21 protein-coding genes are annotated in these 21,098 nt (G+C 65.3%); 8 read left to right on the plus strand and 13 right to left on the minus strand.

Features of this window, described 5'->3' with window-relative positions:
• Positions 1-15: 15 nt before the first annotated feature.
• Together CVV68_RS08765 and CVV68_RS08770 are read right to left on the minus strand one after the other, a co-directional pair.
• Positions 16-609, minus strand: coding sequence for a TlpA family protein disulfide reductase (locus tag CVV68_RS08765; RefSeq protein ID WP_211320767.1), 594 nt, complete (start codon positions 607-609; stop codon positions 16-18).
• A 124-nt stretch (positions 610-733) separates the two neighbouring features.
• The gene (locus CVV68_RS08770; RefSeq protein WP_110500615.1) at positions 734-1,396 is read right to left on the minus strand and encodes a histidine phosphatase family protein; all 663 of its coding nucleotides are present in this window, start codon (positions 1,394-1,396) and stop codon (positions 734-736) included.
• A gap of 208 nt (positions 1,397-1,604) precedes the next feature.
• On the opposite strand from CVV68_RS08770, the gene CVV68_RS08775 reads away from it, so the two are divergent.
• The 3 genes from CVV68_RS08775 (at position 1,605) to CVV68_RS08785 (ending at position 3,863) form a co-directional block, all read left to right on the plus strand.
• On the plus strand, positions 1,605-2,162 hold the full coding sequence (locus CVV68_RS08775) for a YceI family protein (protein WP_110500616.1): 558 nt from the start codon (positions 1,605-1,607) through the stop codon (positions 2,160-2,162).
• A gap of 172 nt (positions 2,163-2,334) precedes the next feature.
• A complete protein-coding gene (locus CVV68_RS08780; protein ID WP_110500617.1) occupies positions 2,335-2,982 on the plus strand; it encodes a hypothetical protein in 648 nt (215 codons plus the stop codon).
• 125 nt (positions 2,983-3,107) lie between these two features.
• Complete coding sequence (locus CVV68_RS08785; protein WP_110500618.1) at positions 3,108-3,863, plus strand: hypothetical protein; 756 nt, start codon at positions 3,108-3,110, stop codon at positions 3,861-3,863.
• Between the two features lie 71 nt (positions 3,864-3,934).
• Here CVV68_RS08785 and CVV68_RS08790 read toward each other — a convergent pair whose 3' ends face one another.
• Both CVV68_RS08790 and CVV68_RS08795 read right to left on the minus strand, forming a co-directional pair.
• Complete coding sequence (locus CVV68_RS08790) at positions 3,935-4,633, minus strand: redox-sensing transcriptional repressor Rex (protein WP_245933427.1); 699 nt, start codon at positions 4,631-4,633, stop codon at positions 3,935-3,937.
• 217 nt (positions 4,634-4,850) lie between these two features.
• Complete coding sequence (locus CVV68_RS08795) at positions 4,851-5,120, minus strand: glutaredoxin family protein (RefSeq protein ID WP_110500619.1); 270 nt, start codon at positions 5,118-5,120, stop codon at positions 4,851-4,853.
• Positions 5,121-5,269: 149 nt separating this feature from the next.
• On the opposite strand from CVV68_RS08795, the gene CVV68_RS08800 reads away from it, so the two are divergent.
• Complete coding sequence (locus CVV68_RS08800; protein ID WP_110500620.1) at positions 5,270-6,082, plus strand: HAD family hydrolase; 813 nt, start codon at positions 5,270-5,272, stop codon at positions 6,080-6,082.
• Between the two features lie 119 nt (positions 6,083-6,201).
• Here the strand turns inward: CVV68_RS08800 and CVV68_RS08805 are convergent, their stop codons facing one another.
• The 5 genes from CVV68_RS08805 to CVV68_RS08825 form a co-directional block, all read right to left on the minus strand.
• Positions 6,202-6,300: a 30S ribosomal protein bS22 gene (locus CVV68_RS08805; RefSeq protein ID WP_074712200.1), complete on the minus strand. Its 99-nt coding sequence runs from the start codon at positions 6,298-6,300 to the stop codon at positions 6,202-6,204.
• A gap of 112 nt (positions 6,301-6,412) precedes the next feature.
• Positions 6,413-6,649: a helix-turn-helix domain-containing protein gene (locus tag CVV68_RS08810; RefSeq protein WP_110500621.1), complete on the minus strand. Its 237-nt coding sequence runs from the start codon at positions 6,647-6,649 to the stop codon at positions 6,413-6,415.
• Positions 6,650-6,778: 129 nt separating this feature from the next.
• Positions 6,779-7,930, minus strand: a complete 1,152-nt coding sequence (locus CVV68_RS08815) for a 3-deoxy-7-phosphoheptulonate synthase (RefSeq protein ID WP_110500622.1) — start codon at positions 7,928-7,930, stop codon at positions 6,779-6,781.
• A 337-nt stretch (positions 7,931-8,267) separates the two neighbouring features.
• Positions 8,268-9,209, minus strand: a complete 942-nt coding sequence (locus CVV68_RS08820) for a carbohydrate ABC transporter permease (protein WP_110500623.1) — start codon at positions 9,207-9,209, stop codon at positions 8,268-8,270.
• Positions 9,199-10,143: a carbohydrate ABC transporter permease gene (locus tag CVV68_RS08825; protein ID WP_110500624.1), complete on the minus strand. Its 945-nt coding sequence runs from the start codon at positions 10,141-10,143 to the stop codon at positions 9,199-9,201. The genes CVV68_RS08820 and CVV68_RS08825 overlap by 11 nt, the downstream gene beginning before the upstream one ends.
• Before the next feature lie 519 nt (positions 10,144-10,662).
• Here CVV68_RS08825 and CVV68_RS08835 point away from each other — a divergent pair.
• The 4 genes from CVV68_RS08835 (at position 10,663) to CVV68_RS08850 (ending at position 15,469) form a co-directional block, all read left to right on the plus strand.
• Positions 10,663-11,961, plus strand: a complete 1,299-nt coding sequence (locus CVV68_RS08835) for an ABC transporter substrate-binding protein (RefSeq protein WP_110500626.1) — start codon at positions 10,663-10,665, stop codon at positions 11,959-11,961.
• Between the two features lie 82 nt (positions 11,962-12,043).
• Positions 12,044-13,210: an acetylxylan esterase gene (locus CVV68_RS08840; RefSeq protein WP_110500627.1), complete on the plus strand. Its 1,167-nt coding sequence runs from the start codon at positions 12,044-12,046 to the stop codon at positions 13,208-13,210.
• Positions 13,207-14,115: an alpha/beta hydrolase gene (locus CVV68_RS08845; RefSeq protein ID WP_110500628.1), complete on the plus strand. Its 909-nt coding sequence runs from the start codon at positions 13,207-13,209 to the stop codon at positions 14,113-14,115. The genes CVV68_RS08840 and CVV68_RS08845 overlap by 4 nt, the downstream gene beginning before the upstream one ends.
• Before the next feature lie 46 nt (positions 14,116-14,161).
• On the plus strand, positions 14,162-15,469 hold the full coding sequence (locus CVV68_RS08850; RefSeq protein ID WP_110500629.1) for an ABC transporter substrate-binding protein: 1,308 nt from the start codon (positions 14,162-14,164) through the stop codon (positions 15,467-15,469).
• Between the two features lie 497 nt (positions 15,470-15,966).
• Here CVV68_RS08850 and CVV68_RS08855 read toward each other — a convergent pair whose 3' ends face one another.
• The 4 genes from CVV68_RS08855 to CVV68_RS08870 are packed head-to-tail and all read right to left on the minus strand — an operon-like array spanning position 15,967 to position 21,069.
• Positions 15,967-17,466: a rhamnulokinase gene (locus CVV68_RS08855; RefSeq protein ID WP_110500630.1), complete on the minus strand. Its 1,500-nt coding sequence runs from the start codon at positions 17,464-17,466 to the stop codon at positions 15,967-15,969.
• Positions 17,463-19,550: a bifunctional aldolase/short-chain dehydrogenase gene (locus CVV68_RS08860; protein WP_245933431.1), complete on the minus strand. Its 2,088-nt coding sequence runs from the start codon at positions 19,548-19,550 to the stop codon at positions 17,463-17,465. The genes CVV68_RS08855 and CVV68_RS08860 overlap by 4 nt, the downstream gene beginning before the upstream one ends.
• Positions 19,547-20,713: an L-rhamnose isomerase gene (gene rhaI / locus CVV68_RS08865; protein WP_110500632.1), complete on the minus strand. Its 1,167-nt coding sequence runs from the start codon at positions 20,711-20,713 to the stop codon at positions 19,547-19,549. Before rhaI ends, CVV68_RS08860 begins: the two co-directional genes overlap by 4 nt.
• A complete protein-coding gene (locus CVV68_RS08870; RefSeq protein ID WP_110500633.1) occupies positions 20,710-21,069 on the minus strand; it encodes an L-rhamnose mutarotase in 360 nt (119 codons plus the stop codon). The genes rhaI and CVV68_RS08870 overlap by 4 nt, the downstream gene beginning before the upstream one ends.
• Positions 21,070-21,098: the final 29 nt, after the last annotated feature.

The raw sequence follows: 21,098 nt of genomic DNA on the forward strand, positions 1-21,098 counted from the left end.
TGTTGGCCACCGGCCCTACTTCTCGGCCAGCACGGAGGTGATCAGTGCCTTAAGCGTGCTCTTGTCTGCTTCGCCCAGGAGCCGGGCAGAGACCCGACCCTGCTTGTCCAGCACCAGGGTGGTGGGGACGGCGGACGGCTTGACCAGGTTCAGCTGGGACAGAGCCAGCAGCACGCCGCCGTCCTTGTCCATGATGGACGGATAGGTCAGCTTGTAGCCCCGCTCAAAGGCCTCGGCGGTGGCGGCCTCGTCCCGGATGTTCACGCCGAGGAACTTCACGCCCTGGGGCTCGAATTCAGCGTTCAGGGCCTGCAGGTCAGGGGCCTCCTTCCGGCACGGGGAGCACCCTGCGTACCAGAAGTTCAAGATAGTGACCTTGCCGCGCAGCTTGGCTGCGCTGATGGTGCTGCCGTCGAAGAGCTTGCCGGAAAATTCCACGGGATCTGAGCGTTTGTCCAGGGCGAATTCGGTGACGGAGCCATCTCCGGCCACGAATCCCTTGTTGTCCCCTGCCGCAGCCTGTTTGGCGAGGGGGTCGTTGGCCGTGCACGCAGCGAGGCCAACGGCCAGAACGGCGCCGGTGGCGGCGAACAATGAACGGCGGCTCATCGAGGAAGTCACTCTAGTTGTCTTTCATCTTGCTCGGGTCCGGTGCCGTGGCACGGGTGGTTTCTTACATCCGAATTTCTACAGTACGTCGAAATGGCCGGTTTCGCCTAGTCCGCGGACGCGTTCATGCGCCTGGGGTGGTGGCCGCGCCGGGCAAAAGTGCTGCAGCGGGCTCACTGTAGTTCACACCCACCACGTCATCACCGTCAAAGGTCAGCGAGGTCAGGGAGGCCAGCGTGCATTCGCGGTTGCGGGGATCGTGCCACAACCGCCTGCCCTCGGCGCTGCGCCGCGCCGACCAGATGGGGAGCTGGTGGCTGACCATGATGGCCTGCGCTCCTTCCCCGCCCAATTCCCAGGCACGACGCCGGGCATCCCGTGCCGCCTGGAGCATGCGTTCCGCCTGGGTCACGTAGGGCTCACCCCAGGACGGGCGCAGGGGGTTGATGAAGTAGCGCCAGTGCGTGGGCTTAAACAGCTCGGCCTTGCTGACCTTCATGCCCTCAAAGTGGTTTTCCGCCTCGATGATGCGCGGATCCGTGACGATCTCCAGGCCCAGGGCGGAAGCCGTAGGCTGCGCCGTTTCCTGGGCACGGATCAGTGGTGAGGCCACCAGATGAACGGGGGCGGCGCCGCCGTCGGCCAGCGCCTTAAAGTGTCCGGCGACCATGTCGGCCATCGCGCGGCCGCGGTCGGAGAGGTGAAATTCGGGAAGCCGGCCGTACAGAACGCCATCGGGGTTAAAAACCTCGCCATGGCGCAAAAGGTGAACAGTGACTCGGGGCATGTGTCCAAGTTTCTCAAAGTTACGCGGATTGGGGTTAATCAGGGAATTCCCAGACTCCGGCGGCACAGTGGCACCCATCCGGCAAAAACTTTTGGAAAAATTTCCCCTGCTGGGAATACTAGATGCAAACGCATGCTTATACCCGGTGAAGGACCCAGTACCGGGGGCCCTGAAAGCTACACTCCCCTTATTTCCTTAGGAGCAACACATGACTGCAACCACCGTTGAAACCGTAGGCCTGAGCCAGGGCACCTGGAACTTTGACGCCGCCCACAGCGAGGTCGGCTTCTCCGTCCGCCATGCCGGCATCTCCAAGGTGCGCGGCAAGTTCACCGATGTGGACGCCACGCTGACCCTCGGCGAGACGCTGTCGGACTCGGCCGTCACCGCCACCATCCAGGCCGCCAGCTTCGACTCCGGCGACGCCAACCGCGATGGCCACGTCCGCGGAGCCGACTTCTTCGAGGTTGAGACCCACCCGACCCTGACGTTCTCCACCACGAGCGTCTCCGGCAACGAGGGCGACTTTGAACTGACCGGCGAGCTGACCATCCGCGGCATCTCCAAGACCGTCACCTTCAAGGGCGAGTTCAACGGCGTGGCCGTGGACCCGTTCGGGGCAACCCGCGCAGGCTTCGAAGCCAAGACCGTCATCAGCCGCAAGGAATTCGGCCTGACCTGGAACGCTGCCCTGGAAGCCGGCGGCGTGCTGGTCTCCGACAAGGTCACCATCACCCTCGACGTTGCGTTCGTCAAGGCTGCATAGGCACCTGGTTCAAGTTCAAAATGCCGGTCCGCCCTGAGGCGGCCCGGCATTTTGTTGTTCGCCCACTGTGGAACGCACGCCCGCATTCCCGGAACTGCCCACGCCCGCTGCCGGTCCGCCTGCCCGTCTGCCTGCCTATGCAAGGGCACTGCCCCGGACTAATGTGGCTGCTATGAGCACCCCCAATGAGCACCCCGGCCCCGAGCAGCCCGGACATCAGGCTCCGCCGCCCGGCTACCAACAGCAGCCCCCTCCCGGCTACCAACAGCCCGGCTACCAGCAGCAGCCCCCTCCCGGCTACCAACAGCCCGGCTACCAACAGCAGCCTCCCCCCGGCTACCAACAGCCCGGCAACCAGCGGCAGGCCGCACCGTCCGGCGGCAGCGGCTTTGAAATGCCGTCCGACTGGCCCAGGAACATGAATGACGTCATCCCGGCGGGCGGCTTCTCCGGGCTGTTCAAGCTTGGCGGGCTGCCCCAGCTCCTGAAGGTCTCCTACATCATTTGGCTGGTTACCGCCGTGCTGTGGTTAATCGGCACCTTCTTCAGTTTTCTTTTTTCCCTGCTCTTCGTCAGCCCAAGAGGCGTGGTCGCATCGATCATTTCCCTGGCGCTGATCGTCGTGCTGGTGGTCTGCGCCATGAAGTTGAAGGAAGGCCGGCAGTGGGCGCGGCTCGCCTTGTCCGTGATCGCGGTGCTGAGCATCGTCATGGCCTTCGTCGGTGCCCCGTCGGGCCTGCTGGGCATCGTCGCGACGGTTCTGATGTGGCTGCCGGAATCTTCCGCGTGGCTCAACGCCAAGTCACGCGGCGCCGCCTAAATTGGCGCCACGGCAGTTCCCCGCCAAGAGGTCGCGTAGGGTTAAATACAAAACCGGCGCGGCCTCTTTGCCTGCCGCCGGCGGCAACGGCCACGGCGGCCGCCGCCAATGAAAGGGACCACCCCATGACCACTCCTGACGAAACACCTCAAGAGCGGCCCACCCCCGGTCCCCGATCCGGCCACTACGGGGAGATCTCCCCCGGCGTGCCGCGCTACGGCCAGTACGCCCCGGAAGGCTGGGTGCCGCCGTCGTCCTCGGATCCCAACACCCCTGGCAACCCTGGGCACGACGGCGGTCCCTCCTCGGGCCTGCCGCCCGCCTCCGCCTATCCCGGCTTCCAGGGCGCCGGCTCCCAGAACAAGGACGGCACCCTCCCGCACCGCGGTTCCGGCCCCGTCCCGCCGGGACAGCACCTGGCCGCGCCCCGCCAGGTGAGACTCGCCAGCCGCCTGGTCATGGCGGCCGGAGCGCTGCAGGGCCTATCCGGCGTGCTGCTGCTGTTTGTGTTGTTCCTGCCGTCCGTGCGCACCACCCTGATCGACGCCATGAAGGCGGCGCTGCCCAGCGATCCGGCCTATGACACCCTGCTGGCGGACTCGGCCATGATCACCGGGCTCCTGGTCGCCGCCACCATCCTCAGCCTGGTTGCCGCGGCCGTGTACTTTTGGCTGGCCACAAAAATCCGCAAGGGCGCCAACTGGGCACGGACCACGGGGCTGGTGCTGGCCATCGTGTCACTGCTGGCCCTGACTCAGCCCAACGTCTTCACCATCGTGCAGGTGGGGTTGGGCGTGGTGGCCATGATCATCTTGTTCCGCTCCCCCGCCAGGGAGTATTTCGCCAAGCACGTCCAGGGCAACGGCCCGCACGGATACTGACGTTTTCCACTGATCGGGTCGCAGCTGAACTGGGCGGGCCGCAGCCGACGTTTCAGCGAATGAGGCACCATTTAGGCGCCCGGACGGTCCTCCTCCAGGCGCGGGTCCTGCAGCCGCTGGGCGTGGTAGGCGAGGATCTGCAGTTCGGTGGCCATGTCCACCTTGCGCAGGTTCACGTACGCGGGCACCGTCAGTGCCACGGGCGCAAAACTAAGGATGCTGTGGATGCCGGCCCCCACCACGCGGTCGCACACTGACTGGGCCACGCCGGCGGGGAGCGCCAGCACCACCATGTTGGCCCGGGTCTTCGCCAGCACGCTCTCCAGGTCCGCCACATCACTGACACGGAGCCAGCCGATTTCCGTGCCCATCAGCATCTGGTCCGCGTCAAACAACGCCACAACGTCAAAGCCCCGCGACTCAAACCCTGCATACCGGGCCAGGGCCCGGCCCAGGTTTCCGGCTCCGACGATCGCTACACGCCACTCGTGGGTCAGGCCCAGTGCCTGGGCGATCTTGCGGCTCAGGTGCGCCACCTCGTAGCCGACGCCCCGCGTGCCGTAGGAGCCCAAATACGACAAGTCCTTGCGGACATTGGCGGAGCCGACGCCGGCCGACTCGGCCAGGGCTTCGGAGGAGACGCGCTCCGTGCCCTCCGCGAGCAGGGCGTTGAGGGTGCGCAAGTACAGCGTCAGGCGCGACACCGTGGCAGGCGGCAGCTGCCGGGCCGCTTCTGCAGTCGGCTCTTCCGGTGTCTGCGCTGTGGACAAGGTGACGCTCCAAATTCTTTTTGCGAGGGCCGCTCCGGACGGGCAACAAAGGTCACCCCCGTCCACAGCCGGCCATTACCCACTTTAGGACGTGCCCCGGGCTTCGCCAAAGCCGTGTCCGCTTGTGGCGCCGCGCCGGCCAGGGCCGCCGGCCCGTCCAACGCCCCGGGCACCCGACCGCCTGCGGGGTCCGGCGTTGGCTGCGGCCACCAGATGCCTAGACACCCATGGAGCGCTCCAGCACTGTCCGCAGCCGGACGGGGTCGATGTGCCAGAAGTCACGCGGTACGCCATCCACCAGGACCACCGGTATTTCCTCGCCATAGCGGGCAGTGAGGCCGGCATCGCCGTCGATGCCGGTTTCGCTCCACGCCAGGCCGAGGTCCGCTGCCACCCTGGCCACGACGGCCCGCGCGTCGGTGCACAGGTGGCATTCGTTCTTGGTGATCAATTCAAGCGTCGGCGTTGGGCCGGAGACTGGATCCATGGGTTAACCCTACGCACATTGTGCGCCTGTGCTTCCCGTTCCGGGGCGGGAGGTGTCCGGCGCGCGCCCGCCGGAGAGTTTTGCCACTGTTAACCGCGCCTGCGCCGGCGCAACGGGCATGGCCCCGGCGGATTGACTAGACTCGTTCCATGCCCGACGTGAATACCGACAGTGCCGAGGCCGCCTCGACAACTGTGAAGCGCCAGGGCGAGGCCGCATTCTTCGACGTGGACAACACGCTGATGAAGGGTGCCAGCCTGTTCCATGTGGCCAGGAAGATGTACCAAAAAAAGGCCTTCACCCTGCGGGATGCCGCCGGCTTTGCCTGGAAGCAGGCCAAGTTCATCCTGCGCGGGGAAAACATGAACGACGTCCATTCCGTGCAGGACTCGGCCCAAAAATTGGCCGCCGGCATCAGCGCCGACTTTATCCGCCAACTGGGTGAAGAAGTGTATGACGAGATGATCGTCTCCAAAATCTGGCCCGGCACGCGCGCGTTGACCAAGGAGCATCTCAAGTCCGGCAGGCAGGTGTGGCTGGTGACGGCCACGCCCGTTGAAGTGGCCGGCGTCATTGCCCAGCGGCTGCACCTGACCGGGGCCCTGGGCACGGTGGCCGAGGTCGAGGACGGCCTGTACACCGGCCGCCTGGTGGGAGAGATCCTGCATGGGGCTGCCAAGGGCCGCGCCGTCCGTGAGCTGGCGGAAAAGCAGGGCCTGGACCTGGCCCGGTGCTGGGCGTACAGCGACTCCTATAACGACATCCCGCTCCTGACCGCCGTCGGCAATCCGGTGGCCATCAACCCGGATGCCAAGTTGCGCCGGCATGCCCGCGAACACAACTGGCCCGTCTACGACTACCGCTCCGGCCGCCGCGCAGCCACACTGGGGCTGCAGGCCGCCACCGGGGCCGGCGTGGTGTACGGCCTGTGGAAGGGCATCGCCTCCATGCGGCGAAAGTGACGTCGGCGCGGAGGATGCGCGTCCGGCGTCGTGCAGGGGGCATCCACCGCGCGGGGGCTTAAAAACAAAGCACCCGCACACCAACACGGTGAACGGGTGATTGCATGAAGTGCGAAGCTCTACTTCTTGTTGCGACGCTGGTGACGCGTTTTGCGAAGCTGCTTGCGGTGCTTCTTTTTGGACATCCGCTTGCGGCGCTTCTTAACTACTGAACCCATGAAAGTTCCTCACAAACTGCATAGAAGGCCTCGTGTGAGGCCCAAACGATTAGGTCGACCGATCGCAGGAATCGGTCAAAGCCGAAAATGGATCTTTCCTAGAGTACCGTGCCTAACCGGTCTGCGCCGAACCGGAGGCGCCATGGCCGCCCTGTTCATCCACTACTGACGTCTTCAAGATGGTCTCGACGGCGTTCTGGGGGACGCGGTAGGACCTGCCGAACCGGACGGCGGGCAACTCCCCGGCATGCACCATGCGGTAAACGGTCATTTTGGAGACCCGCATCAGCTCCGCCACTTCCTGGACCGTCAGGAAGTTCACATTGGAGAAGTTTTGCTCCTGCGCCATGGCCCCTTGCTTCCCTATTCGAGTGTCGGTGCGTTGCTGCGGGCTGGTGGCACCCGCCGAACTATAGGCCCTACTCTAGATGCTGGCGGTGCCAATGTGAAAGCTGTTACTGGAATGTTGTTTTATTGCTCAGCCCTGGAGCGCCGGCAGGGCGATGGCCGGCGCGGCTGCCGTCCGGGCACGGCGGGCGCGCGAGGCGCGGGCCAGATTGGCCAGCGCGTCCACCGTGACGTCCCATTCCATGCAGGCGTCCGTGACACTTTGGCCGTACGTCAGCCCGGCGGTGCCGCCGGCCACCTCTGCAACGTCCAGCTTCTGGGCACCTCCCACCAGGAAGCTCTCCAGCATGACGCCGGCGATGGCCCGGGCGGACGGGCCGTCAGTTTCAAGCTGGGCGCCAATTTCCAACGCGACCTCGGCCTGGCGGTGGTGGCTCTTGCCGGAGTTGGCGTGGCTGGCGTCCACGATCAAGCGCGGGTTGATGCCCGCGCCGGCAGCCTTGCCCGACGCCTCTTCCACATCAACGGCCGCGTAGTTGGGGCCCTTGCGCCCGCCGCGCAGGATCACATGGGTGTCCTGGTTGCCGGCTGTGGCGACCAGGGAGGCGCGGCCTTCGCCGTCGATGCCCAGGAACGACTGCGGGGCACCGGCGGCATTGCAGGCGTCCAAGGCAATCTGGAGGTCGCCGTCGGTCCCGTTTTTGAAGCCGACGGGCATGGACAGCCCTGAGGAGAGCTGGCGGTGTATCTGGCTTTCGGTGGTGCGGGCACCGATGGCGCCCCAGGAGATCAGGTCCGCCGTGTACTGGGGGCTGATGGGTTCAAGGAATTCCGTGCCGGCGGGCAGGCCCAGCCTTGCCACCTCGAGCAGGAACTTCCGGGCCATCCGCAGGCCGGTGGCCACCTGGTGGCTGCCGTCCAGCCGCGGATCGTTGATCAGGCCCTTCCAGCCCACCGTGGTGCGCGGTTTTTCAAAGTACGCCCGCATCACGATCAACAGGTCCTCTTCGTGCGCCCTGGCTGCCGCCGCCAGCCGTCGGGCATAGTCCAGCCCGGCCTTGGGGTCGTGGATGGAGCAGGGGCCCACCACCACCAGGAGCCTGTCATCCAGGCCGTCCATGATGGCCCGGACCTGGTCGCGGCCGCGTTCGACGACGTTGCCCGTCACAGCGTCCAGCGGCAGCTCCGCCTGGAGTTCAGACGGTGACGGGAGCGCAGTGAACTGGCTGACGCGCAGATTTGAGGTGGTGGTGCCGGCGGCTTCTGCTGCTGTGGTGGTCACGGGTGCTGGTCCTTTTTTGGGCTGGCAGCGGGCCCCCTTTGACGAAGCCCGCCTGAAAATGGCGAAGGACAGAGAAAAGATTCTCTGTCCTGTTGGCTCTGAAGGAAAATTGGATGCGTGTCAGTGAGACGCGGGCCCCTCCAGAGCCAACGAAAAATACGCATACCAACGGTTTGTCATGGCATTACTGTAAGCCGGTGCCCGCCGCGGCGACAAATCCCTGCGGCGGTGCCCGCGTCACACAAGGGACGCGGGCACCGCCGTCGTGCCCGCCAGGGAACACACAGGCGGCAGCTGCTCCCCCACGCCGGGAGGCAGCTGCCGCCTGGATGTCGTGTTACTTGATGCCGGTGGTCGCGATGCCCTTGATGAGGTAGCGCTGGCCAAACAGGAACACCAGGAACACCGGCAGCAGGGACACCACCGACATGGCGAACAGTGAGCCCCAGCTGGTGCCGGCCTGCGAATCAACGAAGGCCCGCAGGGCGACGGGGACGGTGAACATGTCCGGGTCCGTCAGGTAGATGAGCGCGCCGAAGAAGTCGTTCCAGGTCCAGATGAACGTGAAGATGGTGGTGGTGGCCAGGGCCGGAACCATCAGCGGCAGGATCACGCGCAGGAAGATTCGCGGGTGTCCGGCACCGTCTATGCGTGCCGCCTCGTCCAGGTCCTTGGGGATGCCGCGGATGAACTGCACCATCAAGAACACGAAGAACGCGTCCGTGGCCAGCAGCTTGGGCACGATCAGCGGCCAGAAGGTGTTGACCCAGCCGATCTGGGAAAACATGACGTACTGGGGCACGATCACCACGTGGAACGGCAGCATGATGGTCAGCAGCATGATGCCAAAGAACAGCTTGCTGGCGGTGAACTTCAGCCGCGCGAACGCGTAGGCGGCCATTGAGCAGGAGACCAGGTTGCCCACGATGGAGCCCAGGACCACGATCGCGGAGTTGAGCATGTAGTGGCCAAAGGGGTGGGTCAGCGCCGACCAGCCGCTGGTGTAGTTGCTCATGTCCAGGTGGCTCAGCCATAGTCCCGGATCCTTGAAGATGAGGTCATTGGGGCGCATCGCCGAGACCAGCATCCACAGCAGCGGGTAGATCATGACCGCGCCGGTGATGATCAGGACGGCATGTTTGGTCAGCGCCTTGCCCCTGGCCTTGCGGCTGAAGGAGAGTGTGCCGCGTGATTCACGTTTCTTGTGTTGCTTCCTTGGCGTACCCGGCGTTGACGTGTTGTCGTCGGATTCGGGCAGCGTCTGCAGGTTAGTCGTCATAGAACACCCAGAACTTTGAGGCGAAGAAGTTGACGGCGGTGAATGCGCCGATGATTACGAGCAGCACCCACGCCATGGCCGATGCGTAACCCATGTCGAATTGGCCGAAGCCCTTCTGGTACAGGTACAGCGTGAAGAACATCGTGGAGTCGGACGGCCCGCCGCTGCCGCCGGAGACGATGAACGCCTGCGTGAAGGACTGGAAGGAGCCGATGATCTGCAGCACCAGGTTGAAGAAGATGATGGGACTCAGCAGCGGGATGGTGATGTGTCTGAACTTCTGCCATCTGGACGCGCCGTCGACCTCGGAGGCCTCGTAGTACATCACCGGGATTTGCCGCAGCCCGGCCAGGAAGATGATCATTGGCGCGCCGAACGTCCACACGTGCAGCAGGATGATCGACCCCAGCGCGGTCTTCGGGTCCGAGATCCAGCCCGGGCCGTGGATGCCCACCATGGCCAGCAGTTGGTTGACCAGGCCGGTGGTGCCGAACATCTGCTTCCACAGGATGGCGATGGCCACGGAACCGCCCAACAACGACGGCAAATAAAAGATCGACCGGTAGAACGGCAGGCCGCGGATTCCGCGGTCCAGGACCAGCGCAATCAGCAGGGCCACGGCCAGCTGGATGGGCACGCCCACCAAAACATAGGTGAAGGTGACACCGAGCGAATTGTGCAGCCGCGTGTCCCGGAGCATCCGCGTGAAGTTCTCCAGCCCAATCCAGTTCGGAGCCTGCAACAGGTTGTAGTCGGTAAAGGACAGGTACAGCGATGCAAGCATGGGGCCGACGGTGATGAACAACAGCCCAATCAGCCACGGCAGCAGGAATACATAGGCCGCCTTGTTGTCCCGGCGGTCGTCGCGCTTTTCAGCGGCCGACTTTGGCCCGGTGCGGCGCTTCATCTTGGAAAGTTCGCCCAGGGCACTCACGGGCGGGCCTCACTCAATGCGGTCCTGGCGTCTTGCATGGGGCTGGCGGCGTAAGTCGCGCCGCGGTGGTGTGCCGTCATGCGAACCTCCTTGTTCTTCATGGTGGGGGTAATTCTCGACTGGTGGAACGGGGAAGGGAGCTCAAACGTGTGGTTGGCCCCTAATTTCCAGTACTTCCGTCCGGTGAGATCCATGCCACAGCGTCAAGCGCATACTCCAAAGTAAACGCTTTCTCGGTATCTGTACAGTCGTTTGCAAAAAAAATAGGAAACCGCTTTCCCATCTAACGGCCTGCCCGCCCGGACCGCCTGCGGGAAAGTATAAAAGGATAGGCCACTCCAGATGCCGCAGAGAGCTGCGCGCGCCCTGCAATCTACCGCCATTCCGCGCTCCTGTTGGTGGGTAAGCGCTTTCTTGACCTTCCACGGTTCCTTTGCTACTTTGTGAGAAAGCGTTTTCTGTGACCCGCGGCACACGGCCTCCGGGCACTTGGAAGGTACACAAACGAGAGGTTGAACAATGGTGTTTCAACTCAAGAAGCCCTGGCTGGCCGCAACAACGGCGCTGATGGCGGCGTCGCTTCTGCTCACGGGCTGCGGGAAGGCCAACTCCCCCGAGCAGGAGGGCACTGCGGAGAATCCGGTCACGCTGCGGTTCTCCTGGTGGGGCAATGACTCCCGCGCCAAGACCACCCTGGAGGTCATCAAGGCGTTCGAGTCGGAGAACCCCGGCATCAAGATCAAGGGCGAGAACACCGAGTTCAGCTCCTACTGGGACAAGATGGCCACCCAGGTGGCCGGCGGCGACACCCCCGACATCCTGGCCATGAGCGGTTCCTACCCCAGCGAATATTCCAGCCGCGGCGTGCTCCTGGACCTGGACAAGGTCAAGGATGAGATCGACACCGCCAAGTTTGCGCCCGGCACGGTGGACCTCGGCCAAATCAACGGCAAGCAGTACACCGTGACCGCGGGCGTAAACTCCATGTCCATGGTGGTGGACCCCGACGTTTTCAAGGCAGCCGGCGTCGAACTTCCCGATGACGAGACCTGGACGTGGGACGACTACCAGGACATTGCGGCCAAGATCACCAAGAACTCCCCCAAGGGCACCTTTGGCACCACGCCAATGGCCAACGATTCCTTCCTGGCCGTCTGGGCACGCCAGGGCGGCGAACCCCTGTACAGCGACGACGGCAAAAAGCTGGGCATCAGCGAGGCCCGGGTGACCGACTGGATGAAAATGAACCTTGACCTGCAGAAGTCGGGCGGTTCGCCGTCCGCCTCGCAGGTGGTCGAGGACGGCGCTGCGCAGCCCGAGCAAACCCTCATGGGCCAGGGCAAGCAGGCCATGAAGGTCTCCTGGAGCAACCAGATGAACTCATATTCGGGAAGTGACCTGGTCATGATGAAGCTCCCTTCCGAGTCCGCCAAGGGCGGCGCCTGGCTGCGGTCCTCGATGGAGTACGGCATCTCCGCAAAGACAAAATGCCCCAAGGCCACGGCCAAGTTCCTCAGCTATCTGGTCAACAGCCAGGACGCCGGCAAGCTCATCAAGAGCGACCGCGGCATGCCCGCAAACCTGGACGTCCGCGCGGCAGTCATGCCCCTGCTCAAGGCGAACCAAAAGAAGGAAGCTGCCTACCTGGACCGCATTGCGGCGATGAAGCTCACCCCGCCCACCCCATTCCCCGCCGGTTCCTCCGCCACCATGGAGGTTCTCAACCGCAACCTGACCGACGTCCTGTTTGAGAAGGCCACCCCGGAAGCGGCTGCCAAGAAGTTCGTTGAGGAAGTCAACCTCAACCTCGACAAGTAGGCTTCATCAAAGCACCGGACATCCGGATTCAACCGGATGTCCGGTGCTTTCGCGCCGACATTACATCGTTGAAAGGCTCTCCATGGACGCGGCAGCACGGCCCAGCGCCATCCCCGGCTACGAGGACTGGCCCGGCTACGTCCGCGACCATCCCGGCGCGCAGGTGCCGGAAGCGTCCCGCCCCCTCGCACTTGTCCTGGGCGTGTCCGCCCCTCCCCAGGACATCACCGCCACCGTCGACTGGGAGGAAACGTACGACGGCGTCACCACCTCCCAGCTCAGCTGGCAGTTGGGCTTTGGTCCCGCCACGCGGGCTTGGCTGGTGAAGCCCGCCGGCGCCACAGCTCCCCTGCCGGGCGTGCTGGCCCTCCACTGCCATGCCGGCAATAAGTACACGGGCGCCAGCCGGCTCATCGATTTCCCGCCCGGCCGCGGCGAACCCGGCACGGAACAGGCGGGCCGGGGACCCGGCGCCAATGAATCGCGGGCCCCGGAATCCGGCCCCAGCCGGTACAGCCTCTACGGCGGCCGTGCCCTGGCAACGGAACTGGCCCGGGACGGATTTGCCGTGCTGGCCCACGACACCTTTGCTTGGGGCAGCCGGCGCTTTAACCTGGACCATCCGCCCTGGCGAACGGCTGATGCCCTGTCGGGGTTCCGGGCCCGGTGGCGGGAGGAAGGCCATCAGCCGTCCGCAGCCGAGGACTACAACGCCGCGGCCGCATTCCATGAGGACACCGTGGCCAAGGCCGCCGGCCTGGCCGGCACCAGCCTGGCGGGCACGGTGGCCCACGACGACCTTGCCGCGCTGTCTGTGCTGGCCGCACTGCCCGGCGTCGACCCGGAACGGCTGGGGTGCCTGGGCTTCTCCGGCGGCGGCGGACGGTCCCTGCTCCTGGCAGCCCTTTCCCCCGCCATCCGCAGCTACGTGGTGACGGCCATGATGACCACCTTTGATTCCCTGCTCCCCACTTATTTGGACGCCCATTCCTGGCTGCTTCAGACGCCCGGGCTGGCACGGCTCGGCGACTGGCCGGGATTCACCGCACTTCCCGCCGCAGTGGGATTTTTGGTTCAGTACGGGATTTCCGACCCACTGTTCCCCGAAACTGGCATGCGGGATGCAGACCGTGTGCTGGCCGGGCTGCATGCAGGTGCCTACACGGGCAGTTTTTGGCCCGTGGGGCACGAGTTCACGTTCGACATGCAGCAGGAGGCCTTTGCCTTCCTGGGAAGGGCACTGAAATGAGCCGTTATTACCAGGTCCTGCCCCGGAGCGTCGAGCCCCTCAGCGTGGAGCCGGACAAGACCGAACCAGACAGTTCGGAGCCCGTGGCACGGCCGTGGCTTGAGTCATTCTGCCCGCCGGAACTTGCCGGAAGGCCCGTCTTCATCGTGATGCCCGGTGGAGGCTACATTCGGCATGCGGACCATGAGGGGGCCGACGTCGCACGGTGGCTGAACGCACTGGCGATCAACGCCGTCGTGCTTCACTACACGGTGGCCCCGGACAGGCCGCAGGGTCCGCTCCACCCGGCACCACTGCGGGACGCCCGCACTGTGTTGGCCTGGCTGCGCTGCGGCACGTCCGGCCTGGGAGCGGACCCGGAACGGATCGGCGTGCTGGGCTTCTCAGCCGGCGGACACCTTGCCGCAACACTGTCCGCAGGGATCGACGCCGGGGCCGGCCCGGCCGCAGACAGGCCGGACCTGTCGGTGCTGGCGTATCCGGTCGTCTCCATGGTGGCCAGCTTCCATGCGGGCTCAGCCGAATCCCTGCTGGCGCCCGGCGCCCCTGTGGCTGCACGGAGTGCCCTGTCCGCCGAGCTGGCGGTTGACGGCGCCACTCCCCCGACTTTTTTGTGGCACACCTCCGACGACGGCGCCGTGCCGGTGGAGAATTCGCTGGCCTACGCGCAGGCACTGTCCCGCCACAGCGTGCCATTTGAACTCCATGTCTATCCCCAGGGACGCCATGGCCTGGGCCTCGCCCCCGGCGAGCCCGGCGCCGGCGGATGGTCACTGGAGTGTGCCAGGTGGCTGGCGGGCCACGGCTGGTGCATCCCCCGCAGCGAGTGGGCAGTATCACAACAACCCCTTGACTCCGGCCGTCGCATGCAGAATAATAACGTTTCAGAGAAAGCGCTTTCCTAGTTCCCAACCGTTCCCTTAAATCTCAACATGCAAGGAAGCAGGATCGATGTCGATTCACATGAGCCGCCGCCAACTGGGGCACGCAGCATTGGGTGTGGCCGCCTTGGGCCTCCTGAGCGCCTGCGGCAAGAAGGACTCGGGCACCAGCGCCGACGGCACCGTCACGCTCCGCTTCACCTGGTGGGGCAATGAAGTCCGCGACGCCAGTACCCAGAAGCTGATCACCGCCTTTACGGCTGCCAACCCCAAGATCAAGGTTGGCGCGGAGCCCGGTGTGTGGAGCAGCTACTGGGACAAGCTGGCCACCCAGACAGCGGGCAACGACATGCCGGACGTCATCCAGATGGACCAGCAGTACATTGCCGAATACGGCGGACGCGGCGCGCTCCTGGACCTGTCCGGGCAAAAGGCCATCGACACCAGCGGGATCACCCCTGATGCCTTGAAGTCCGGCCAGGTGGGCGGGAAGCAGTTTGGCATCAGCACGGGCCAGAACGCCTATGTCATCATGGCGAACGCCCGGATCTTCAAGGAAGCCGGAGTCGCCATTCCGGACGACACCACATGGACCTGGGACGACTACATCAGCACCGCCGCAGCCGTTGCGGCCAAGGTCCCCAAGACCTTTGGCTCCGCCTACGGCGGCACGGAGGCCGCGTTGACGGTGTGGTTTGGCCAAAATGGTGAAACCCTCTACACCGGCGATGGCAAGCTCGGCTTCACCGAAGGCACCTTGGCCGCCTTTTACGAACGCCTTGTCAAGCAGCGCGATGCCAAGGCGGGCCCGTCGGCGTCCCTCAACTCCGAGGATGCCACGGCCGCCGTCGAACAGACGCTGTTCGGCACCGGCCAGCTGGCCATGTCCTGGTGGTGGACCAACCAGGTGGGCGCACTGACTGCGGCCACGGGCGACGATATCAAGATCCTGCGGGTGCCCAGCGTCACCGGTTCCGCGGCGAAGGCGTCCATGTACTTCAAGCCTTCCATGTTCTGGTCGGCGTCGGGACGGACCAAGCATCCGGAGGAAGCGGCCAAGTTCATCAACTTCCTCATGAACGACGTCGACGCGGCCAAGGTTCAGCTGACCGACCGCGGCTACCCGTCAAACCCCAAGCTCCAGGAAGCCATCGCGCCGCTGCTGAAGCCGGCGGACAAGTCGGCCGGCGACTTCCTTAAGGCCATCGCGCCGGAGGTGTCGTTCACACCGGCGGTGCCCCCTGTGGGCACGGGCACGCTCGGCAACGTCTCGCTGCGCTACGTGGACGACGTGCTGTTCAACCGCAAGTCCCCCGCCGTCGCGGCGAAGGAATTCAAGGCGGAGGCCGAGGGCCTGATCAGCTCTGCCGCGAAGTAGCGGCCACGCCGTAAAGGAGGGGAGTAGCGGCCGCGCCGTAAAGGAAGGAGGGGAGGGCACCGGGCCACCGGCGTCCTCCCCTCCTTTGTGCCCGCATCCCTTGTGCCCGCGCCTTCCCGAAACCAGCGGCTCCGGCGCGTGTCTTTTTGTTACCCTCGTCACCATCGCCTAAGATGGCTGAGAAAGCGCTTTCTCATTCAGGGCTGGACGCCAGTCGGAGCCGGTCGAGGGACCCCTCCAGCCCTGGCCCGGGCATCACCGGCACACTTTCCCCACCGCCGCCCGTCCCCACCTTCACCTCTTCACCCCGAGATCGCCCGTAAGAAATGGGAGACGCAGATTGGGTCGATGGAGCTCGCGAAACTCGAGGCACGCCTTGCGGCATTAGTGGGCGATGCCGCGATTCGAGTCGACGCACCAAGATGGGCGCCCAGGATCCGCGCTAGCGTTGTGCCTCAGTTTTGTTTGCTGGCCTGGAGTGCGGCGCCGCCCATCCGTCACACTGTTGTCAAGCGCAGCTCCGGCTCATACCGGACACCTGGATGGCTGGCTGCCACCATGGCCCGCAGCGCCGTCAGCGTCGCGGGCGCGGCACCGGCGGCACGCCCTTGGATGAGGATGTTGCCCAGTGCCGTCGCCTCCACGGGACCGGCGACGACAGGCAGTCCCGTGGCATTGGCCGTGAGCTGGCACAGCAGCGTGTTCTGGGATCCGCCGCCCACGATGTGAATGACGTCCACAGCCTGGCCTGAAAGTGCCGAGGCTTCACGCACCGTGCGCGCATAGGCGCCCGCGAGGCTGTCCATGATGCAGCGCACGACGGCGGCCGGCCGGCTTGCCAGGGCCCCTCCCGTTGCGCTGGCGGCGGCAATGATGCGGGCCGGCATGTTGCCGGGTGCAATGAATTCCTCGGCGTCCACATCAATGAGCGGGCCGCCGGCCGGTTCCCCGCCGGCCGCAGCCAGCAGCTCCTGCAGGGACAGGACGGCGGGGGCCGGCACGGGGAGGCCGGGCTGGGCAGCCGGGGACCGGGCGTCATTCATGACTTGATGCTCCTGCGCCCACGTCCGCATGGACTCGCTCAGCAGCCACAGGCCGCCCACGTTGCGAAGGTAGCGGATGGTGCCGTCCACGCCGCGTTCGTTGGTGAAGTTCGCGAGCCGGCTGGCTTCGGTCAGTACCGGGGCGTCGAGTTCGACGCCCACCAGGGACCACGTGCCGGAGGAGATGTAGGCAAAATTACGGTCGGCGGCGGGCACGGCGGCGACGGCGGAAGCGGTGTCGTGCGATCCAACCGCCACGACCTTCGTCTCCCCCGGCAGCCCGGTGTGGACGGCGATGTCCGGCAGCAGGGTGCCGATGGTTTCCCCCGGCTCGACCAGGGGCGGGAAGAGGTCCGCCGGCAGGTTCAGGGCCCGCAGGAATTCGATGGCCCACTCCCCCGCCACGGCGCCCAGGAGAGCGGTGGTGGAGGCATTTGTTGATTCGGTGCGACGCGTGCCGGTGAGCCTAAACGCCAGCAGGTCCGGGATCAGCAGCGCCTGCCTGCCGGCCAGGTACGTCTCGGCAGCGAGCTGGTAGATGGTGTTGAACGGCAGGTGCTGCAGGCCGGTGGCCTGATACATCCGCTGCGGGTCGATGAGTTCATGCACCCGGGCAACTTGCGTGGCGCCGCGGCCGTCTCGATAGCTGAACGGCTGGCCCGCAAGTTTGCCGTCGTCGTCTACCAGGCCGTAGTCCACTGCCCAGGTGTCGATGCCGATGCTGGCAATGGTGGCGCCGCGGGCCGCGGTACGCTCCGCCGCCTTGCCCAGTCCGGCCAGGACCTCGGCGAACAGCCCGTCGAAGTCCCAGTGCAGGGCGCCTTCCAGCTCCACGACACCATTGGGGAAACGGTGGACCACGTCCAGCTCGACGGCGCCCGTCCCGACTCGCCCGACAATGACACGCCCCGACGACGCGCCGATGTCAATGCCAACGAACAGATCGGCCGTCATCGCAGGAAGGCTGCCGCCACGCCGGCGTCGACGGGGATGTGCAGCCCGGTGGTGTGGGACAGCTCGGCGGAGGTGAGCACGGCGGCGGCGTTGGCCACGTTTTCGGGCAGGACCTCGCGCTTGAGCAGGGTCCGCTGCGCGTAGTACTCGCCCAGCTTTTCCTCGTCCACCCCGTACACGGCGGCGCGCTTGGCGCCCCAGCCGCCGGCGAAGATGCCGGAGCCGCGGACCACGCCGTCGGGGTTGATGCCGTTGACGCGGATCCCGTATTCGCCCAGCTCCGCGGCCAGCAGGCGCACCTGGTGGGCCTGGTCCGCCTTGGTGGCCGAGTACGCGATGTTGTTGGGCCCGGCAAAGACGGAGTTCTTGGAGGAGATGTAAATGATGTCCCCGCCCATGTCCTGCTCAATGAGCACCTTCGCGGCGGCCTTGGACACCAGAAAGGAACCCTTGGCCATGACATTGTGCTGCAGGTCCCAGTCCTTCTCGGTGGTGTCCAGCAGCGGCTTGGAGATGGAGAGCCCGGCATTGTTGACCACCAGGTCCAGCCCGCCAAAGGCCAGAACGGCAGCATCAACGGCGGCGCGCACGGCGGTCTCGTCCGTGACGTCGGTCTGGATGCCGATAGCCGTGTCCCGCCCGCCCAGCTCCAGCGCAACTGCCCGGGCCGCTTCCAGGTTCAGGTCCGCAATGACCACGCAGGCGCCTTCCTTGGCCAGGCGGGTGGCGATGGCTTTTCCAATGCCCGACGCCGCACCGGTCACCAGGGCGATGCGGGTTGCGTGCGACTTGGGCTTTGGCAGGCGGGCCAGCTTCGCCTCCTCCAGCGCCCAGTATTCGATCCGGAACTTCTCCGCCTCATTGATGGGCGCGTAGGTGGAGAGCGCCTCGGCGCCGCGCATGACGTTGATGGCGTTGAGGTAGAACTCGCCGGCAACCCGTGCGGTCTGCTTGTTGGCGCCGTAGGAAAACATGCCCACGCCAGGCACGAGCACGATGGCCGGGTCCGCGCCACGCATGGCGGGCGAATCCGCGACGGCGTTGCGGTCGTAGTAGGCGGCGTAGTCCGTGCGGTACTCTGCGTGCAGTTCCTTCAGGCGCGTGATGGAGTCCTCCACCGAGGCGTCCGCTGGCAGGTCCAGGATCAGCGGCTTGACCTTGGTGCGCAGGAAATGGTCCGGGCAACTGGTGCCCAGGGCGCCCAGGCGCGGGTGTTCGGCCGAGGCCAAAAACTCCAGCACGGCGTCGTCGTCGGTGAAATGTCCGACGGCGGCCTTGTCCGTGGACGCGAGCCCGCGGATGGTGGGGGCCAGGGCGGCAGCCTTGGCACGGCGTTCGGCCCCGGCGAGTGCACCGTAGCCGGGCAGCGCCGCACCGACGGGGTCCTTGCGGCCGTTCGCATTTATGTAGGCCTCGGCGGTTTTAATGATCCACAGCGAGTTTGCTTCCGCTTCTTCGCTCGTGGCGCCCCAGGCGGTGATGCCGTGGCCGCCGAGGATCGTGCCGATGGCGTCAGGGTTGTTGTCCTTTATGGCGGCGATTTCCAGGCCGAGCTGGAAGCCGGGGCGGCGCCACGGCACCCACGCAACCTTGTTGCCAAAGATCGTGGCCGTCAGTGCCTCACCGTCGGCCGCTGTGGCGATGGCGATGCCGGAGTCCGGATGCAGGTGGTCCACGTGCACGTCATCGACGAGACCGTGCATGGCCGTGTCGATCGACGGAGCGGCGCCGCCCAAACCAAACAGGCAATAGTCGAGGGCCGCCACCATCTCGTCCTCGCGTTCCACGCCGGGGTACGTGTTGACCAGGGCCCGCATCCGGTCCAGGCGCAGCACCGCCAGCCCGGACTCCGCCAGGGTGCCCAGGTCACCGCCGGATCCCTTGACCCACAGAAGTTCCACATCTTCACCCGTGACGGGGTCCTTGGCGGTGCCCTTGGCGGAGGTGTTGCCGCCCGCGTAGTTGGTGTTGCGCTTATCCGCGCCCAACCGGTTTGAGCGGGAGATCAACTCGGCCACCGTGTCGGTGCCAGATGGCGCAGTGGCGGGTGCCGCCGTCGTGCTTGTCTTGTCGCTCACGCTCAGGCTCCCCATCCGGCCTGGGTTCCGCCCACGCGCTCGTCATTGATCTTCTTCTGGTAGCCGCTGGCGGCATAGGCGGCCAGCGGGTCCGCGGGCAGGCCGCGGGACTCGCGCCATTGCGCCAGCGCCGGGCGGATGTCGGTGTAGAAGGCGTCGATGAAGATGGCGTTGGCGCCGAGCACGTCCCCGGTTTCCTGTGCCTCGCCCAGCGCCGTGCGGTCCACGAGGAGGGCGCGGGCCGTCATTTCCTGCACGTTCAGCACAGAGCGGATCTGGCCCGGGATCTTCTCCTCCAGGTTGTGGCACTGGTCCAGCATGAGAGCCACCTGGTTCTGCGGATCCAGGGCGCCGCCGCGGATCACTTCATACATGATGCGGAACAGCTGGTAGGGGTCTGCGGCACCCACGATCAAGTCGTCGTCGGCGTAGAAGCGCGAGTTGAAGTCAAAGGAGCCCAGCTTGCCCAGGCGCAGGAGCTGGGCGACGATGAATTCGATGTTGGTGCCGGGGGCGTGGTGTCCGGTATCCAGGCAGACCTTCGCCTTCTCACCCAGGGCCAGCGTATGGGCGTAGGAGGTGCCCCAGTCCGGCACATCGGTGTGGTAAAAAGCCGGCTCGAAGAACTTGTATTCCAGAACCAGCCTTTGGGAGTCGCCGAGGCGTGCGTAGATTTCCGCCAGGGATTCGGCCAGGCGGTCCTGGCGGCCCCGGATGTCACCCTGGCCTGGGTAGTTGGTGCCGTCGGCCAGCCAAATCTTCAGGTCGCGGGAACCCGTGGCGTCCATGACGTCCATGCATTCAAAGTGGTGGTCGATGGCCTTGCGGCGGACATTTTTATCCACATGGGTCAGGGAGCCAAACTTGTACTCGTCGTCCTGGAAGGTATTGGAGTTGACGGTGCCCAGGCCCACGCCCAGGTCCTTCGCGTATGCCTTGAGTGCGGTGTAGTCCTCCACCTTGTCCCACGGAATGTGGAGGGCCACCAGTGGTGCCAGACCGGTCAACTTGTGCACCTGGGCGGCGTCGGCAATCTTCTCCTGGACGGTGCGCGGCGTCCCTGGCGTGCCAAACACCTTGAAGCGGGTGCCGGAGTTTCCATAGGCCCAGGATGGGACCTCGATGGCCAGCCTGTCCAAGCCGGCCAGTGCTGCTGCCACATCCGTCATTTCGTCATTCCTTTGTTGTCGTGGCCGGCTGCGGCCAGCTGGTTTTCAAGGTTAAACACTTCATCCATCACCATGAACCCCTCATCCGGGCTGGCTTCCGACGGCGGGAAGAGCTTGGCAATCTCGGCCTGCCAGCTGCCGTTGACTTCGGCCAGCGCCATGCGGGCCCGTGCTGCGTCGAGGTCATCACACTCGACAATGCCGATCAGGAGGCCGTCCCCGCCCAGGTGCAGGGTGTAGTCATGCCAGCCCGCCTTTTTCAGCTCACGAAGCATTTCCGGCCACACCTGCGCGTGTGCCTTCCGGTACTCGGGAAGGTACTTGGGATCCACCGCGGACCGAAAACAAACACGCATTGTGCCTCGCAAACGTTGAAACGATTCAT

It is taken from the genome of Arthrobacter livingstonensis, assembly GCF_003219815.1.
GTDB classification, from domain to species: Bacteria; Actinomycetota; Actinomycetes; order Actinomycetales; family Micrococcaceae; genus Specibacter; species Specibacter livingstonensis.